This window comes from Desulfomarina sp. (genome assembly GCF_054039375.1).
In genome coordinates this window covers 1-17,223 of the sequence record NZ_JBPLBA010000106.1, presented here as the reverse complement: position 1 = coordinate 17,223, position 17,223 = coordinate 1, and the positions used below count along the sequence as shown (strand labels likewise).

Annotated in this window: 16 protein-coding genes and 1 pseudogene; 8 read left to right on the top strand and 9 right to left on the bottom strand. The window is 47.0% G+C overall.

The genetic code is table 11. The annotated features are described in order from the left end of the window. Positions 1 to 204: pseudogene (locus ACXLDX_RS05875) on the top strand (hypothetical protein); the annotation flags it as partial. A 418-nt stretch (positions 205 to 622) separates the two neighbouring features. Here the strand turns inward: ACXLDX_RS05875 and ACXLDX_RS05870 are convergent. Beyond that, positions 623 to 775, bottom strand: a complete 153-nt coding sequence (locus ACXLDX_RS05870) for a hypothetical protein (RefSeq protein WP_457576266.1) — start codon at positions 773 to 775, stop codon at positions 623 to 625. A 15-nt stretch (positions 776 to 790) separates the two neighbouring features. Further along, a complete protein-coding gene (locus ACXLDX_RS05865; RefSeq protein ID WP_457576265.1) occupies positions 791 to 1,531 on the bottom strand; it encodes a PP2C family protein-serine/threonine phosphatase in 741 nt (246 codons plus the stop codon). A 201-nt stretch (positions 1,532 to 1,732) separates the two neighbouring features. Here ACXLDX_RS05865 and ACXLDX_RS05860 point away from each other — a divergent pair, with 201 nt between their 5' ends. Further along, positions 1,733 to 3,697 (top strand): serine/threonine protein kinase, encoded by a 1,965-nt coding sequence (locus ACXLDX_RS05860; protein ID WP_457576264.1) that lies wholly within the window; start codon positions 1,733 to 1,735, stop codon positions 3,695 to 3,697. Between the two features lie 8 nt (positions 3,698 to 3,705). Here ACXLDX_RS05860 and ACXLDX_RS05855 read toward each other — a convergent pair whose 3' ends face one another. Both ACXLDX_RS05855 and ACXLDX_RS05850 read right to left on the bottom strand, forming a co-directional pair. Then, positions 3,706 to 4,176 (bottom strand): FHA domain-containing protein, encoded by a 471-nt coding sequence (locus ACXLDX_RS05855; protein WP_457576263.1) that lies wholly within the window; start codon positions 4,174 to 4,176, stop codon positions 3,706 to 3,708. Positions 4,177 to 4,493: 317 nt separating this feature from the next. Next, positions 4,494 to 4,823 (bottom strand): hypothetical protein, encoded by a 330-nt coding sequence (locus ACXLDX_RS05850; protein WP_457576262.1) that lies wholly within the window; start codon positions 4,821 to 4,823, stop codon positions 4,494 to 4,496. Between the two features lie 526 nt (positions 4,824 to 5,349). Here ACXLDX_RS05850 and ACXLDX_RS05845 point away from each other — a divergent pair. Beyond that, entirely contained in the window at positions 5,350 to 8,484 is a 3,135-nt protein-coding gene (locus ACXLDX_RS05845; protein WP_457576261.1) for a cache domain-containing protein, read from the top strand. 152 nt (positions 8,485 to 8,636) lie between these two features. Then, positions 8,637 to 9,035, top strand: a complete 399-nt coding sequence (locus ACXLDX_RS05840) for an ACT domain-containing protein (protein ID WP_457576260.1) — start codon at positions 8,637 to 8,639, stop codon at positions 9,033 to 9,035. On the opposite strand, the gene ACXLDX_RS05835 is transcribed toward ACXLDX_RS05840, so the two are convergent. The 5 genes from ACXLDX_RS05835 to ACXLDX_RS05815 all read right to left on the bottom strand — a co-directional run bounded on the left by ACXLDX_RS05835 (position 9,036) and on the right by ACXLDX_RS05815 (position 13,485). Further along, a complete protein-coding gene (locus ACXLDX_RS05835; RefSeq protein WP_457576259.1) occupies positions 9,036 to 10,484 on the bottom strand; it encodes a B12-binding domain-containing radical SAM protein in 1,449 nt (482 codons plus the stop codon). 54 nt (positions 10,485 to 10,538) lie between these two features. After that, entirely contained in the window at positions 10,539 to 11,645 is a 1,107-nt protein-coding gene (locus tag ACXLDX_RS05830) for a beta-ketoacyl synthase N-terminal-like domain-containing protein (RefSeq protein WP_457576258.1), read from the bottom strand. After that, positions 11,642 to 12,112, bottom strand: a complete 471-nt coding sequence (locus tag ACXLDX_RS05825) for an acyl-CoA thioesterase (RefSeq protein WP_457576257.1) — start codon at positions 12,110 to 12,112, stop codon at positions 11,642 to 11,644. Before ACXLDX_RS05825 ends, ACXLDX_RS05830 begins: the two co-directional genes overlap by 4 nt. A 2-nt stretch (positions 12,113 to 12,114) precedes the next feature. Next, the gene (locus tag ACXLDX_RS05820; RefSeq protein ID WP_457576256.1) at positions 12,115 to 12,537 is read right to left on the bottom strand and encodes an ApeI family dehydratase; all 423 of its coding nucleotides are present in this window, start codon (positions 12,535 to 12,537) and stop codon (positions 12,115 to 12,117) included. Between the two features lie 255 nt (positions 12,538 to 12,792). Further along, on the bottom strand, positions 12,793 to 13,485 hold the full coding sequence (locus tag ACXLDX_RS05815) for a methyltransferase family protein (protein ID WP_457576255.1): 693 nt from the start codon (positions 13,483 to 13,485) through the stop codon (positions 12,793 to 12,795). Between the two features lie 220 nt (positions 13,486 to 13,705). Here ACXLDX_RS05815 and ACXLDX_RS05810 point away from each other — a divergent pair, with 220 nt between their 5' ends. The 4 genes from ACXLDX_RS05810 to ACXLDX_RS05795 all read left to right on the top strand — a co-directional run. After that, positions 13,706 to 14,134, top strand: a complete 429-nt coding sequence (locus tag ACXLDX_RS05810) for a DarG family dialkylresorcinol biosynthesis protein (RefSeq protein WP_457576254.1) — start codon at positions 13,706 to 13,708, stop codon at positions 14,132 to 14,134. A 43-nt stretch (positions 14,135 to 14,177) separates the two neighbouring features. Then, positions 14,178 to 15,176: a BtrH-related acyltransferase DarH gene (darH, locus tag ACXLDX_RS05805; protein WP_457576253.1), complete on the top strand. Its 999-nt coding sequence runs from the start codon at positions 14,178 to 14,180 to the stop codon at positions 15,174 to 15,176. Continuing rightward, positions 15,176 to 15,940 (top strand): ABC transporter ATP-binding protein, encoded by a 765-nt coding sequence (locus ACXLDX_RS05800; protein ID WP_457576252.1) that lies wholly within the window; start codon positions 15,176 to 15,178, stop codon positions 15,938 to 15,940. The genes darH and ACXLDX_RS05800 overlap by 1 nt, the downstream gene beginning before the upstream one ends. A gap of 6 nt (positions 15,941 to 15,946) precedes the next feature. Next, positions 15,947 to 17,223 (top strand): ABC transporter permease (locus ACXLDX_RS05795; protein ID WP_457576251.1); only part of this gene is annotated, 1,277 nt, incomplete at its 3' end.

Sequence of the window (17,223 nt, the reverse complement as noted above, 5' to 3'; positions counted from 1 at the left end):
GTTCTGGAACAGGCAGGGACCTATCTCGAAAGCCTCACAATCGTTGAAAATGCCATTCTCTCCAGAGACGAAGTTACAACCCTTGCGGGCGGAATTATGAAAACCGAAGTGGTTTCCATAAAAAACTACGCGACCCCTGAATCTTTCGGTATCATCCTGTCAACAAGAATCGCGGTGGATACTTCCATACTGAAAAAAAGCTGATCAAACGTCTCAACGCAGATGGGAACAATATCAACCTGATACTGGCCTTGGGGACCTGGGCCGTCAGGTTCCAGTCACCAATGATCATCATGTCCCCACCGTCATCGGCTCTACAACTGACCCTGTTGCTTTGGAATTATAAAGAGCGCAGACAATTCGAGCTGTGACCATGTCATTGACAAAGTGGACCCGGAAAGACATAAAAGACAGGTCACCTTGTTTCACAAGATATTCAGATTTAAAAAACTTGGCATTGTTTATGAGGATTCTCAGGAAGGGCGGGGCTTCAGCTGTGTCAACAGAGTGTCTGGCCGAAATCGAGCTTTTTCTTCTAATGTCACGTCAACGATGAAATGACGTAATATTGTGCTGTAATTTTTTGTGCCATTCTGCCTGCGGCTTTGAGCGCATAGTTAAGCTATGTAACATAGGCCGCAGGCGGGATGGCACAAAAAAGGACAAGCAGTTTTTTAAAGGAAAGGAGACTGATAGCTCCATTGAGCGCCTGGGTAACCACAAGCAGGAACAGGATGGAAAGAACGGTAAGAAGAGAATAAAAACGGACTTTCATTGAAACGGTCTCACCCTATCCTGTTACACCAACGAGAGTTACGGCAATATTGTCTTTACCACCCGCGTTATTGGCCATGTCAACCAGCATTTCCACCTTGACAGACAGGGGTGCATCATATTCAAGTACGGAAAAAATTTCCTTATCCGTTACCATGGAGTACAACCCGTCAGTACAGAGAAGAAAAATATCACCCGCAAGCAGAGATCCTTGGAGGCTGTCAATTTCCGGGGGAATCTCCCCACCGACAGCCTTGAGAATAACATTTTTATACCGACTTTTTCTTGCCTGCTCAGAGGTAATAATTCCGAGATCTATCTGTTCCTGCACCAGTGAATGATCCACAGTCAACAGCTTCAGACCATGCTTCCTGAACCGATAAGTGCGGCTGTCCCCGATATGGCCGAGAAAGAACCGGTCTCCTGAAAAGAGAAGCAGCTCCGCTGTACACCCCATACCCATGCAGGCCGGGGTGGTTTCAATACAGCATTTCATCTTCCGGTGAGCCAGGGAGAAGATATCCCGTATCCGCAGGGCCGCCTGCAGGGGCGGAGCCGCAACCGTATCCGCAAACAGTTCCGCGGCAGAATCCCGCATGAATGCGGCTGCCAGATCTCCACCGACATTCCCTCCTATACCATCCGCAACAAGGAAACAGCTGTTTTCAAGATCCACCAGGCAGATATCTTCATTACAGGTGCGACAGAGTCCCGGATCAGTTTTACAATATGCCTCTACAGTTAAAGTATTCTGCATTTCAAAACCGCACATTTTTCGTAACTACTTACAGGTGCCACAGGCTCCCAAACAGCAGGCTGTGTTTTATACGTAATCAGAAATTTATTTTACCATTGATCAACCAGGTTAAAATACAGTTAATAAGTTAATCCCCAATAATCAAAGAAATTATGATATGATAGAAATCGATATTCAGATCAAATGACTAATTGCAGGAATATGGGCAGCAGCAACGGGAAACAATTCGGCAACAAATATATTCTCCTCGATCTCATCGGCACCGGAGGGATGGCGGAAGTCTATAAATGCAAACTGCAGGGCAGACAGGGTTTTGAAAAACTCATTGTCCTGAAAAAACTCCTGCCACATGCCGCACAAGACTCTGAAATTGTAACAAATTTCATCAATGAGGCAAGACTCGCCGCACTTCTGCAACATGAAAACATAGCCCAGGTGTATGACTTTGGAGAGAGTAAAGGTTCCTATTTTATCGCCATGGAGTATCTCTTTGGCAAGGACCTGCATAATATTACCATCAGGGCCAGAGAAACAAATTCACCAATAGGCCCGGAGAACAGTCTGCTTATTGCTCTGAAAATCTGTGAAGCAATGGAGTATGCCCACTCCCTCAAAGATTTTCAGAATCATCCGCTCAACATCATCCACAGGGATCTCAGCCCCCATAATATTTTTATAACTTTCGATGGTAAAGTCAAAATCATTGACTTCGGTATTGCCAGGGCGGAACTTCGCGATACACGAACCAAAGTAGGTGTGGTCAAAGGAAAAATATCCTACATGTCTCCGGAGCAACTCACCGGACGGGAAATAGATCACCGCTCTGATATTTTCTCCATCGGCATTCTTCTCTATGAAATGCTGTCCGGAAAAAGGATGTACAGTGGCGACACGGCAACTCTCATCCGCAAATGCATGCAGGTTGAATATGATGCACTTGAAGAAATCACCCCTGACCTCCCGGCACCGATATACAGCATCCTCCGCAAAGCTCTGGCGAAGGACAGGCGCAGAAGATACCAGTCCTGCACACCGATGATTGCCGATATCAGCGAATGCCTGTTCAGCATAATAGAAAAACCCAATACCCAGAAATTAAAACATTATATAAGGGACCTGTTCCAGGATGAATATAATCGGGAAAACAACAGTCCCGTGCAGGAGAATGAAAATCACGAAAAAACACAGGTAGAAACTATAATCTCAGATGAATATTCACAACCTGACGGTACAGAAAAAACAGAAATTCTCACAAAACCACAGGAATACAAAGAACAGAATGATACCGCGGCAAACGATAACAGGTTTCCATTCTACTTTTCAACACAGGGAAAAATTCTGACAGCCGTGATACTTCTCTTTATCTCAACCTTTGTCATGTTCAGGTCGGCCGGTGATGACAAGGTGTTAATTGCTCCACCACCTCCAAGACCTCCTGAAAAAGCCAGCCGTATTCATATTTCTCCCCTGCCGGAAGAAACCATTGCCCGGGAAAAAAAAGAGGCCGCCAGAAAAACCGCAATAAATGATCTGCTGAAAAAGGCTGGTCAAGCTTATGGTTTAAAACGACTGACAAAACCCAAAAATGATTCCGCTTACACCTATTTTAAAAAAGTTCTGGAGCTTGACCCGGAAAATCATGAAGCCCATGACGGAATCCATGAAATAGGCAGACAATATCATGAGTTTGCCAAACTGGAACTGCTGGCCGACAATTTTGAAAAAGCAACCGGATTTGTCCAGACCGGCCTGATGATCATACCGGAAGACAGAGACCTTCTGGCAATGAAAATACAAATAAAAGAAAAGAAAAATCGACTGCTGGCAGAGCTTGAGATGCAGGCAGTGGATGCTTTGGAAAGAAACAGGCTCTCTACCCCGGAAGGAGACTGTGCCTATAAGTATTATTCTGATATTCTCAGGATAGATAAAGATAATCCAAGGGCACTGCAGGGATTGAGGACAATAAGTGACAGATATGCGGCCCGGGCGGAAAAGGCTCTATTAAACCTCAATATGAAAAAAGCAAGATACTATATAAGACAGGGATTGTTGATCACCCCGAACCATAAACTGCTGCTTGAACTGCAGGATGACCTGAAAAGAAGCAAGCCTGGTATATTTTTCAAAAGTCTCAGAAAAGATCTGGAAACGATACTAAAATAAGCGGAAAATCAACCGGTCATCCATTTGAATAATTTTGCGAAAAAACCTTTTTTCTCTTCTCCTTCCCTCTCTTCTCCGGGAAGAATTTCCTGACCCTCATTATTCATGAGTTTCCTGTATTCATTCGTATCGAGAATTCTTGTCTTGTCGTCCTGGAATGGATCTTCCTCTTCTGACTGTTTTTTCATATCCGAACGATCAAAAATCAACTCATGTTTTCCTATCAGGATAACATCCCTGTGCCTGAGGTTGTGTACCGTAATTTTTTCCTTGTTAACAAAAGTTCCGTTGGTGCTTTCCAGATCACGCAGAATAAAAGTTGATACAACAGATTCAATTCTTGCATGAAAACCTGAAACGGCAAGATTATCAATCACTATATCATTGGTGGATTTCCGGCCAATGGTGCAGGTCTGACCGACTCCAACCGGGTAATCCCGAATTTTCTTATCCTTAAACCTGAGCGTAATTATTGGCATCCCTACTCTCCATTCATAAACTGACAAGATATAAACTCACAGACCACCTTGAAAAAACTTTTCTGATTACCCGTGAAACTCAGCCGGATTGGGAACATACCTGCTTTATCGCAATTGATCACAGGGGTAGCAACTCTGTAATTTCATTACCTCTGAACTGTTATTGCTCACAGGTACCACAGATTTTACAGGCTCTTCTTCACTACAGCCTGCCTATGCGGACAAAAAAGACCGTGAGAAGCAGGGGTGCCTGTGAGCAATTACATTTTATCAGGTTGAGTTTTATATGTAATCAGGGAAAAAACAAAAGTACAATACTATTCCTTTTCCAGTATAAGAGTTATCCTGTTTTTTCCTGTTTTGACCAGAAACACATCACCGGGACTGAATTCACTGCCTTCAAGTATTTTCGAGGAGAGTGTAATCGTGTTTCTTTTCCCGACAGTAACTTTCGGAGGCTTCCCGGCTGACTTTCTGCTGCTTTCCCTGACCTTGTAAAACTTATTGTCGGTATTCATCAGCTTCAACATAAGGCTGTTAAATGTCGGAGGATTTTTTATAGACATTTCAGCCATTATTTCTGGTTTTGACATACCATTTTTCACACATTTTCTCAACACATCCAGATCATATTTTGTTCTAGGCACAACAAATCCCTCCCCTTCTTTTTGTCAAATAATAACAACACTGCAAAGACAAATCATTCTTTAAACAACCGCAATAATAAAACTTTACTTCAAGTCCTTATAGCAGCCATCCTGCCAAAGGCACAAGCTATTTCATAACTTGATATAATATACTTCCACAATTAAACAAAGAATAAAATACATATGACAGTATTATTGCGATAGAATAGACTGTTTTTATATTTTTAACTGCAGATGAATGTATCTTTTTAAGTATATGAATTTTTATTAAACAATCGTCACCTGCCAAAAAAACAAACCTGTCATTACCCTGATATTGTATATCATTATTTTGAAAATATACCTGAAAAACATGCTGCCCTGAATCTATCAGAACTCTCCAGGAAAAAAAATTTACAACAATTGATTCTCAAATTGTTTCAAAGAGCAGATATTTGGACAAATCACCCCATTTATTTGTTTTTTCCACCCCCCTGCTATATAATTATTTTTTAATCTTCATCTCTTTTCACATCTCCTGTTCATTATGAAAAAAAACAGTTTTATCACCATTTTTCAACAACATGTATTTATTCTCATTGTCGTACTTATCGGTTTTATCAGATATTTCTGGATGAATATTGAGACTGCCAGGTCCAACCAGCATGTTAAAAATATCAGAGAAGTTTACCTGTCCCATGAAAAGGAACTGATAAAAACACGGGTGGAGGACACTCTTAATTATATTCATTACAAGATAGATCATGGTGAAAATATTATAAAAACAGCAATCAAACAGCAAACAGAACAGGCATTTCAGGTTGCACTTTCCCTGTACAAACAAAATGCCCAAGTCATGCAGCTGCAAAATATAAAAACTATCATTACAGAAAACCTCAGGGAACAGTGTAGAAATAATACCGAGAATGATTTCTTTGTGATCACTGGAAAAGGAGAGGAGGTCATTGATTGCAGAAATACTATTAACAGCAATAACTCCACATACACCAAAACTCTGCCGGACACAATAAAGAGCAATAAGAAACAGTCATTTTACTTCACTAACACCCTGGCGGACAACGGACAGAAAAGAATCCGGGAAGATATTTCCTATGTCAAATTTTTTCAACCATTTGGATGGATTATCGGAACAAGAAAAAACGATGACAATATGAATAAAGCCATCCGAAAAGAAGTCCTTTCCCGCCTGGAAAATCTGCACACTTCAAATGGTGGTCATATTTTTGTCGGGACCTGGAAAGGGCTCACTCTTCTGGGTCCGGCCAGAGGAAAAAACATGTGGACCATTACTGATCCGAAGGGTGTGAAAGTTGTCCAGGAACTCATTGCCAGGGCGAAATCAGGGGGAGGTTTTGTTCAATATGTAATGCCACGGATTCCCGGACAGCGACCTGCCCCGAAAATCAGCTATGTCAACGGTGTTCCCGAATGGCACTGGTATGTCGGCATGGGTGTTTACGTGGACTATATCGATGCAATTATACAGGAAAAACAAGCCATCCGGCAAAAAGATGTGAATACCTTCCTTGTGCGATCCACCACCTTGCTGCTGACCCTTCTTCTTCTCTCCTTCATGTTCAACTATCTTCTTTCAAGAAAAATTCAATATAATGTCAGACTTTTTCTGGATTTTTTCAGGAAATCAGCCGAAGACGCGACCCTGATAGACCTGGATAAAATCACGTTTAAAGAATTCCACTCCCTTGCCGAATCGGCAAACCGGATGACAGAGGAAAGACAACACGCCTGGGAATCGCTGAAACAGAGCCAGAACTATCTTGAATCTGTATTCAATGCACCCAACGAGGCTATTCTTATCTATAGCCTGCAGGAAAAAACCGTACACGATGTCAACCATGCCATGTTGAAAATGTATGGTATCTCCTACGAAAATGCCCTCAGGCCACTCCATGAAAGCCGGTTTTTCAGCGCACCTCCCTATAGCGCCGATGAGGCACTGAAAAAAATCGAGCTGACCGTCTCCGAAGGACCTCAGATATTTGAATGGCCGGTCGTGCAAAGTGACGGAAAACTGTTCTGGACTGAAATAAGCCTTAATCTGGCACAACTTAACGGACAGGATTATATCATTGCTGTCCAGCGTGATATCGATGCAAAAAAACGGGCGGAAAGAAAACTGGCTACTGAACAGGAACGCATTGCCGTCACCCTCAGAAGTATAGGTGAAGGAGTAATTGCAGCCGATACCGATGGAAAAATATCCATCATCAATGAAGCCGCCGAAAAGATCACGGGCTGGCCGGCCGATGAAGCCATCGGGAAAAACACATCTGCGGTTTTCAATCTCGTTGATGAACAGACAGGTGAAAAATGTGAAAACCCGATAGGACAGATCATATCCTCCGGAAAGAAAAGAGAACGTTCAGGCCGGAGAATCCTTATCACCCGTCACGGCAAACGGATCAACATTGCCGACAGCGGCGCTCCTATTTTCAACCAGGAAAAGAAAATTATCGGTGTCGTACTCGTTTTCCGAGATATAACCAACGAAAAGAAAACGGAACAGGAATTGTTAAAAATAAGAAAACTTGAGGCAGTTGGTGTACTGGCAGGCGGAATTGCCCACGATTTCAACAATATACTTTCAGCTATTCTTGGAAATATTGAACTGGCCATAAAAAAAACTGACGATGCGACAATATCCCCCCTGCTGCAGAGCGCTGCCAACGCAACCATAAGAGCCTCCAGGCTGACCCAGCAGCTCCTCACCTTTGCAAAAGGCGGTGAACCGATCAGGGAAACAATGGCCCTGCCTGAGATTATCAGGGAATCAGCAGATTTTGTCCTCCATGGCAGCAATATTACCTGCAGTTATGATTTTGCCTCCGATCTTCATGTCGTTGATATTGATTCCGGCCAGATCGGCCAGGTGGTGCAGAATATCATCATTAACGCAAAACAGGCCATGCCGACAGGCGGAATAATAAAAATCTCCTGCTCAAACACCCTGGGAGAAAATGAATCACTGCTCCGTGACGATGATGGACATTATGTGAAGATTTCCATTCGCGACTCAGGAACCGGAATAGACGGACAGACCCTCGGCAGAATATTCGATCCATATTTTTCCACAAAAGCCGAGGGAAGCGGACTTGGCCTTGCCATATGTCACTCCATCATAAAAAAGCATAATGGACATATTCTCGCCGAATCAACTCCGGGAGAAGGTACCGTTTTCACCCTCTATCTGCCTGTCAGCAGGAAATCCACTGATAGCCGGAATATCATCACCCAATCTGCCGTTCCAGTACAGGCAGCCACAATTATGGTCATGGATGACGAGGAGGTTGTCCGCAACGTGGCCGGATCTCAGCTGGAGTACCTCGGTCATACACCGATTCTTGTTTCAAATGGTCATGAAGCCTTGAGAACATTCAGAGAAATGCGAAAAAACAATCAAAAAATCGATGCAATCATCATGGATCTGACCATTCCCGGCAGCATGGGTGGCAAGGAAACCGCGGGGAAGATTCTTGCGGAAGTCCCGGATATGAAAATCATCGTTGCAAGCGGTTACGCTACCGACCCGGTCATGGCAAATTTCCGGGACCATGGCTTCTGCGGCGCATTGGCCAAACCGCTGATACTGGAGAACCTGAAAAAAGTACTCTCAACCGTTCTTCAGGAAATGAGAACCTGAAAACTGCCTGTGACAATCGAACATAGTTGTCATTTTCCAAAGGAGACTTTAAGACTAAAAGAGAGCGTGGGACGCAGGGGTGCCTGTGAATAATTACCGGATAAAGCCATTAGCTGGTTATCCATGAAACTCAGCCGGATCGGGGAGATGCCATGAGCGGAGAAAAAAGCCTGAAAAAACTCTTGCGGACGTTAACCCCCAGACTCCACAAAGACCTCTATGTGTTCTGCCGGGTTGCCGGAGGGCGATATGGGGATTACGCTGAAGCCGAACCGATTGCCTCTTTTATGGAATCCGAGGGATTAACCCTGGTGGTCAAAAAAAATATGGCCGACGGATTGAACCTCCAGTACAGTGGTCTCTTCAGTTATATCAGCCTCAATGTTCATTCCAGCCTTGAGGCGGTCGGTCTGACCGCTGCCGTCTCAACAAGACTCAGCGAACACGGTATCAGTGCAAACATAATTGCGGCGTATACCCATGATCATCTCTTTGTCCCTGCGGATAAGGGTGATGAGGCCCTGCACCTGCTTCTCAAATTCTGCAATTGATCACCCCATCCTCCTGTTTGTAAAGGCAAAACGGAGAAACGAACGAAGTCCGGCAAGAAAACGCAGCCAGCTGTCAGGGGATTTCCACAACATGGTGATATACCCCCAGATAACCCTGTTGCGCATGAAATGGTATTTATAGAAATCAATAAACAGTTTCTCCATTCTCTCCAGCTCAATCCCTTTGGGCACAAACTGGAACTGCATGCAGTCCATTCGCTCCCAGTCTTCATTGAAGGTTCCCAGCAATTCCCCCTGCTCCTTGATCTGCCGGTAGACAGGCGAGCCGGGAAACGGTGTAAACTTGGCCAGGTTAAAGTCATCAATGGGCAGGGAGTAAACATACCTGCGGCTTTTGAGGATACTCTCTTCCGTTTCCCCCGGCAGCCCCATCATCAGCAGTCCCTTAACCCTGATTCCGGCTTTCTTGATCATTTCTATCTTTTGCCTCATCATCTGCAGATCCGGATTCTGACGATGTCTGGCAAGAAGATCCTCGTCCCCCGTTTCAATACCGAGACTGATCATCCAGCAGCCCGCGCCCTTCATCAGCTCCAGGAGTTCCCTGTCAAGATGCTCCGCCCGCGCGGCACAGTTGAACGTCATCTTCAGTGAGCCGTCAATCATTTTCCTGCAGAAATCGACAATCCGCTGACGCTGGAAAGTGAACTGGTCGTCATAAAAATTGATATGACGTATACCGAATTTCTGATTCAGGTAAGAAACATGTTTATAGAGATACCCGGCGGAATTATAACGAAAACTCCTGCGAAAAACAGATCTGTCGCAATAACTGCAGGCATATGGACATCCCCGGCTTGAAATGCAGCTGCCGTTGGGCACCCTGGGGTAATTGAAAATAGGCAGTTTATACACCCCGGGATAACCGGTGAGTTTTTCATAGGCAGGAAACGGCAGAGAATCAAGATCCAGGAGTTTTTGTCTATGGCCGGTAAAACAGGGTCTGCCACTATCGTCCCGAAAAACCACACCTTCCACTCTGGCGACATCTTCAGCGTTTATCAGATCCCGCAGCCCTTCTTCCCCCTCCCCCACAATACAGAAATCAATGACGGGATAGTCCTGTATTACGGTCTCCTTTACAGCAGAAACATGCACTCCACCGAAAACAACAGTAATCTCCGGCACCAGTTCTTTAGCCATTTCCGCCAGACGGACACCATCGAAAAAACTTGAGGTTGTACAGGAAAAACCGATATGAGACGGCCTGTGTTCCAACAGGTATTCCCTGATCAGATCATCTGAATCCGGATGGGCATAACAGTCGATAATATCGTTTTCAATCCCCCCCTCACTGAGGAACGCGGAAATGGAGGCCAGCCCCAGCGGAGGCATGATATTGGCCATCCTTGAAATATCATCTTCTGCTTTTTTCGCGCTGTAACCAAGCGGATGGACAAGGAGTATTCTTTTTTCGTAACTGCTCACGGGGTTAATAACTCTATGTATGTATTATCTCTGGAACCGGTAACAGACACCTGCCTATAAAGGAGTAAAATAGAGCAGGGTATTGATTCCGCCAAAACCGGAATTACTGCTGATAATTGATGGATAACGCAGGGGAAGCGGTTCGGCGGAAAGCAGGCACTCCGTTTCCTCGGCAGTCTCAAGACCGACCGTGGGGGACAACATCCCATGTTCAAGACTCAAAGTGCTGATAAGCGCCTCCACAACTCCGGTGCCGCCGAGACTGTGACCAAGAGCACCTTTGCCTGAACAGACAGGAATCCCCTTGCCGCATTTTTCCCTAAAGGCAAGCAGTTCCATGGCATCATTATAGACCGTCCCTGTTCCATGCCCGTTAATACCCCCTACAGGAATGACGTCTTCCTGAAAAAGCGTGTCAAAGGCCCTTTTCAGGCCACTGCCATACCGGCAGGGTGCCGTGATGTGGGTTGCATCACAGGAAACGGCCCAGCCGGAAAGACAGGCCCGTAAATTACACGAATCCGGGCTCACCACCTCTTCCGCCTCCAGCAGCAGCCAGCCTGCTCCATCCCCGAGACAAAGCCCCCGGCGGTTTATGTCAAAGGGTTTTGCCGTATCGGGAGACAGGGCTTTAAGGCTGTCAAACCCGGCCAGCACAAACTCCGCCACCAGGTCAAAACCGACAACAAGTGCCCGGTCACACTCACCCGAACTCACGGCCAGTGCGCCCTGAATTACTGCAAGGCTGCCGGAAGCGCAGGCCCCGCTGACCATGGTGGCCTCATCTTCCAGCCCCAGAAGCCTGCAAAGATAATCGGCAATCTCCCAGGGATTGCCTCCGCCTGCACCCTTTCCCGCCATCCACTCACCAACGGCACCCTTTGTTGTGGCACAGAACAGACGTGTTTGCCGAGGTATTTCAGGCAGAGAACAAAAAAGACGGTCGAACACGATACGCAGACGTTGCCAGTCGCCGGGACCACGTCGTTCCGCTCCAACACCCGTCTCCGCAATAATACCAAGGGGCCACTCGCCGGAAAGGGAACCGAAGGACTGTTTAACGATACCACTTTCTCCTGCCATCAGGCTGTCCCAGGTCTCCTGAAGATCCCCCAGGGGGGTCACCATATCGCCTGAGCTCACCACGACTCTTCTTTTCATAGGACAAACTCCCCGGCCTGCCATTTGTCCCTGAACCGCTGCAGCCATTCCGGGACAATCAGGAGGACAGTGCCATCGACCTCGGTGAGCAGCTGAACGGTATAACCTGATGCAGCTACCGTCCCTTTTGCATTGTAAATAATATAGGAAAAATTCAGTCTGGCCGAATCTGTCCAGTGCAGGCTTGTTTTTATTTTCATGATCTCATCAAAACGCAATGGGATCTTATAATCAAGGTGCATCTGCACGACCGGGGCAACCGTTCTGTTTTCCCTGAAACTGTGATAGGTCAGGCCGTAAACATCCCCGAAACGTATACGGCCATCCTCCAGGTAACTGGGGTACCGGCCATGCCAGACCATACTCAAACCGTCAACTTCCTCAAAACGGACCCGTCGCTCACATTCGGCTGTCAGAGGGGCCGGATCTCCCTCGACAGCCGGAAAATGTTCTCTGGAAAACCCCATAGTCAATCCTGTTCATCCCCTCTTGTTTCAATCTGCACCAGGACACACTGCCCGCTGGCTATAACTCCGGCTTCGCTCTCCAGGGAAAATTTTCCGTGCCAGCCGGCCTCCTCATGCTCCCGCAGAACAACCTCTGCCTCCACCTGCTGTCCGGGAACTATCATGCCGCAAAACTTGGTGCGGCTGTATGTCTGCGGTTTCAACCGCCTGCCAAGACTTTTTTCCGCCAGAAAGCGGACCATACCAAGCTGCATTACGGCAGGCAGAATAGGATGACCTGGAAAATGACCGGCAAAACCGGTAGAACTGCTGTGAAAAAGAAAACGCCCCCTCACAACAGTCTCTCCCGTATCCCGTTCCTTCACAGTCCAGCCCCGGCAGGCGTGCGCGAGAGAAGAACAGAGTGACTTATACTGTTTTTTCATAATTCTACTTGATTACCCATGAAACTCAGCCAAATTGTGGATTGGGCCTGTTTTATCAGGCTGGCCTACGGTCAAAAATTACTGGAAATCTCAGTTGATAAGGAATTCAAATGAAAAAGTGTCAGTCCAGGTCATTTTATAATCAGTCTAATGTGATTTTTGAAATACGCCTGATAAAACAGGCACACCCCCAGACTCACAAATAACAGGCTGAGTTTCATACGTAATCAGATAATTCTTTATCAGCCTGTTACGTTACAACACCCAAGGAATGAACATCCTTGTTCGTCGCATGTAATCTTCATAAGAGATACCGAAAAACCTGACATTCTCATTTTCTTCGACCCGGGCCGTCGCCAGAAGAAAAAGCGTCACCACACTGATCAGGCAGATATTCAACAGGGTAATCCGCTTTAAAAATGCCCCCCATCCAAGGAACAGAAGAGAAGCATACATGGGGTGACGAACAAAACGGTAAATCCCGGTTTCAACAATATTGACCGTATTTTCAAAATCATGGTTCCCCGGCATGTCCCCGCGATGACCATGTCCTCCTTCCTTCTTCAGTTTTTTCAGTGACTGAACAATAAAACAGATCGACAGGCCCAGCAGTAACCAGGACAACAGGTGAAGCGGACTGAAAGGATTTTCAAACCAGACCGGCTGGTTAACAAGGAGAAGGGCCACAATTCCTTCAAAGGCAAAAAAACGGTAAAATCCATGTGCTTTGACATCTCTCAGGGCCCTCCAGGAAAAACGCACCAGCAGAAGTGTACAGAGAATGAATACTGTTCCACGAATCATCATTAGACCCTTTATCTGTGAAGGTCGTATTGCCGCAGTCAGGACTTTCATTGGCTTTTTGCGACCGAGCCATAAAATCCGGCCATGCCGGTTTATCTGAAAATTCTCAACTGAAGGTCGTATTGCCGCAGTCGGGATTTTCATTGGCTTTTTGCGGCCGAGCCATAAAATCCGGCTGTGCCGGTTTATCAGCCTCAGATCTGCACCAGCAGACAAAAAACGAAAATGGATTTTACCACACTTTTCAAACATTTTATTGTTATTTTCGTGAATTTGATGCAAATATCAACAACACGCTCCGGTTGGATGCACGTACATCTGAATTATCCAATAGCCGCATATTGCAAAGGACCCGTACATTTTCATGAAAATTGATGAAGTTCCCCAGGACAACGGCATGATTGCCGATCACGGACATGAAATCTGTTATGCCGTAGACGAGAATGGACAATACAGACTTGTACCCAGCCTCGGATGGGAGGCCAAAAACATTGTCAACGAACAGGCCTGGGAGGTGATCAGCAGCGAGGCTGAAAAAATGTACGCCCTGGCCAGAAAGGACAAGGTGAGCCCCCTGGCCTATTACCAGGTAAAACACCAGATGGATCTCGGTCTCCTTGCCAAATACGTCTCACTGCCGAAATGGCGGGTCCGCAGGCATATGAAACCATCAATTTTCAATAAACTGCCGGAAAAAATACTGAAGAGATACAGCTCTGTTTTCGGCATCTCCATTGACGAACTGCGCAACCTGCCCGAATCCTTTTCCGGGCAGCTCATTAAAAATCGATAACTGTGCCGGCCCGATTTTAAAAATAACTTCCAAAAAAAACAGAATGATAGAATTCCACCATAGACAATCCGCCCACTGCGAAAGCGGCGTCACCTCCAACCTTCTTTATTTCCACGGTGTTGACTGTTCGGAGGCGCTGGCATTCGGTATCGGTGACGGATTGTTTTTCGGCTACCTGCCTTTTATCCGGGTCAACAGACTGCCGCTGACCACCTTCAGATGTTCAGTGGGAACTATTTTCAACAGGGTCAGTAAACGTCTGGGTGTAACTGTCGGACGAAAAAAGTTCCGCTCCCCCGCAAAGGCGATGGATGAACTGGACAAAAAACTCGACCAGGGTATTCCCGTTGGCTGCCAGACCGGAGCCTACTGGCTTCCCTATTTTCCACCGGCCTTTCGTTTTCATTTCAATATGCACAATCTTGTTGTCATCGGCCGGGAGGGAAATGATTATATCATCAGTGATCCCGTGTTTGACGATACTGTCCGCTGCCACAGAACCGACCTCATCAAAGCGCGTTTTGCCAAAGGTGCCCTGGCACCAAAAGGGGCCATGTATTTTTTTGAACTTGTTCCGGACTCTCCGGATATACAGGAAGCCGTGGCAGCGGGGATAAGCTCTGTCAGTAAAATCATGCTGAAAACCCCGGTCCCTTTCCTCGGAATCAGGGGTATTGAATTTCTTGCCAACAGGCTGGCCGGCTGGCCGAAAAAACTGGGAACAGAAAATGCGGCCCTCCATCTTGGCCAGCTTATTCGGATGCAGGAAGAAATCGGCACGGGCGGCGGAGGATTTCGCTTCATTTACGCGGCATTTCTCCAGGAAGCGGCAACCGTGCTGGGAAAGAGAGAACTGACCAGGCTCTCGGAGCAGATGACCCTCACGGGAGACAGATGGCGGAGTTTTGCCACCCTTGGCGCCAGGGTCTGCAAGGGCAGGGCAAAGGATGAAGATGTCTATGACAGACTGGCTGATATGCTGCGTGAATGCGCGCGTAAAGAAGCAGCCATCTATCGGGAACTGGGGGAAATCGCCGCCTGATGAACAACAGTAAGCAAAACATCCTCCTGCGGGCGGAAAATGTGGCCATGACCTACCCGAAAACCCCGGTTCCGGCCCTGGATCATATTTCTCTTTTTATCAGAAAAGGAGAGCTTCTTGGACTTATCGGCCCCAATGGCGCCGGGAAAACCACCCTGATCTCTATCCTCTCCACCCTCTTTCCCCCAACAGAGGGAACTCTTCTCTTTGACAGTATAGATATGGTGTGTCACCCGGACAGGATACGACAACGGATCGGCCTTGTGCCCCAGGAAACAGCCCTTTACAATAACCTGACCGGCAGAGAGAACCTGCTCTATTTCGCCAGCCTTTACGGTTTGAGAAAAAATAACGCCCGTGAACAGGTCAATCACTACCTTGAGATGTTCGGCCTGGATAAAAAAGCGGACAACAGGGTAAAAACCTATTCAGGAGGCATGAAGAGAAGAATAAACCTGATTGCAGGCCTTCTCCATCAACCGGAACTGCTCTTTCTGGATGAACCCACCGTGGGCATTGACGCCCAGTCGCGGAACCTTATTCTTGAGAAGCTCCTGCTCCTCCATGAACAGGGAATGACCATGGTCTACACAACCCATTATATGGAAGAAATTGAAAAAATATGTGAAAATGTGGCCATCATCGACCAGGGAAAAACCATCTGCCACGGAAACCCCGCCCAACTGATAAACGGGAGTCCCGGTATTTCAGATCTCTCGGAACTTTTTTTCGCCAGAACCGGCAAAGCACTCAGGGATTCCTGACCGACCATGCGACTGTTTGCCTCAATCACCAAAGAACTGCTTCTCCTCACCAGGGACCGTGCCGGGCTTGTCCTTCTCTTTATCATGCCGGCATTCCTGGTGATCATCATTACCCTTATTCAGGACCAGGTAACCACCACCACGGCTGAAATTCTTTTTGCTGACAGGGATGGCGGCACCGCGGGCCGGGAAATAAAAAAGTTTTTCCAGGCCAGCACCAGTTTCGAGTTAATCGACACGATTGACGGACAGCCGGTAACCGCCGTTCAGGCTGAAAAACTGGTTGCCGGTGGACAATTTCATTTTGCCGTTATTCTTCCCGAAAACCTCAGTCGTACCATTGAAAAGAAAAGTGGTTTTCTTGTAAGAAAACAGTTTTTCCCAGAAGAAAAGCTGACACCTCCCGTAGATGGGCCGACCATCACTGTCTGGTTTGACCCGTCTGTCCAGGGCAGTTTCCGGGCGGCACTGAACTCCTCCCTGGGAGCCATTATCAAGGGAATTGAAACACGCCAAACAATGGAGAAAATCTTTGCTCTCCTGCCGGAAAAGATCCGGGCCTCCATGCCCCCCGCCATGCGGTCTTTTGCGGCCGACAGCTTCTCCTCCCCCGATTTTTCCGTACCGGAAATCCTTTCCGACTCCACTTTTACTGCGATAAAACAAAGATTTGCCACGGAAATGGGTTTTTCCGTACAGCCAACGGCGGTACAGCAGAACGTGCCCGCCTGGACCATTTTCGGGATCTTTTTTATCGTCCTCCCACTTGCGGGTTCGATTATTTCAGAACGGAACTCGGGGACACTGAAACGACTGAAAGTCATGCCGGTGAACTATTCCACCGTCATGGCAGGCAAACTGCTTGCCTATACACTGATCAGCCTTGCCCAGTTTGGTGTTATCTTCCTGGCCAGCCAATATATCCTGCCCCTTTTCGGGGTTGAACGATTTAATGCGGGAACGGAACTGGCGGCCTTCGGTGTTGTCCTTCTGGCTGTCATCTGTGCCGCCAACGGTTACGGAATCTTTCTCGGCACATTCTGCCGGACCTATGAACAGGTTTCCATGTTTGGCCCTGTCTCCATTGTCATAGGTGCCGCCTTCGGCGGTGTCATGGTTCCGGTCTACGCCCTGCCGGATTTCATCAGGCCGCTGTCTATCCTCTCCCCCCTTTACTGGGGGCAGGCAGGATTTTACGATCTGCTCCTCCGCCAGGGAAATCTCTACTCCATCCTGCCCGAAGCGGGTGCGCTGTTCGGCTTCGGACTGCTGCTCTGTACCGC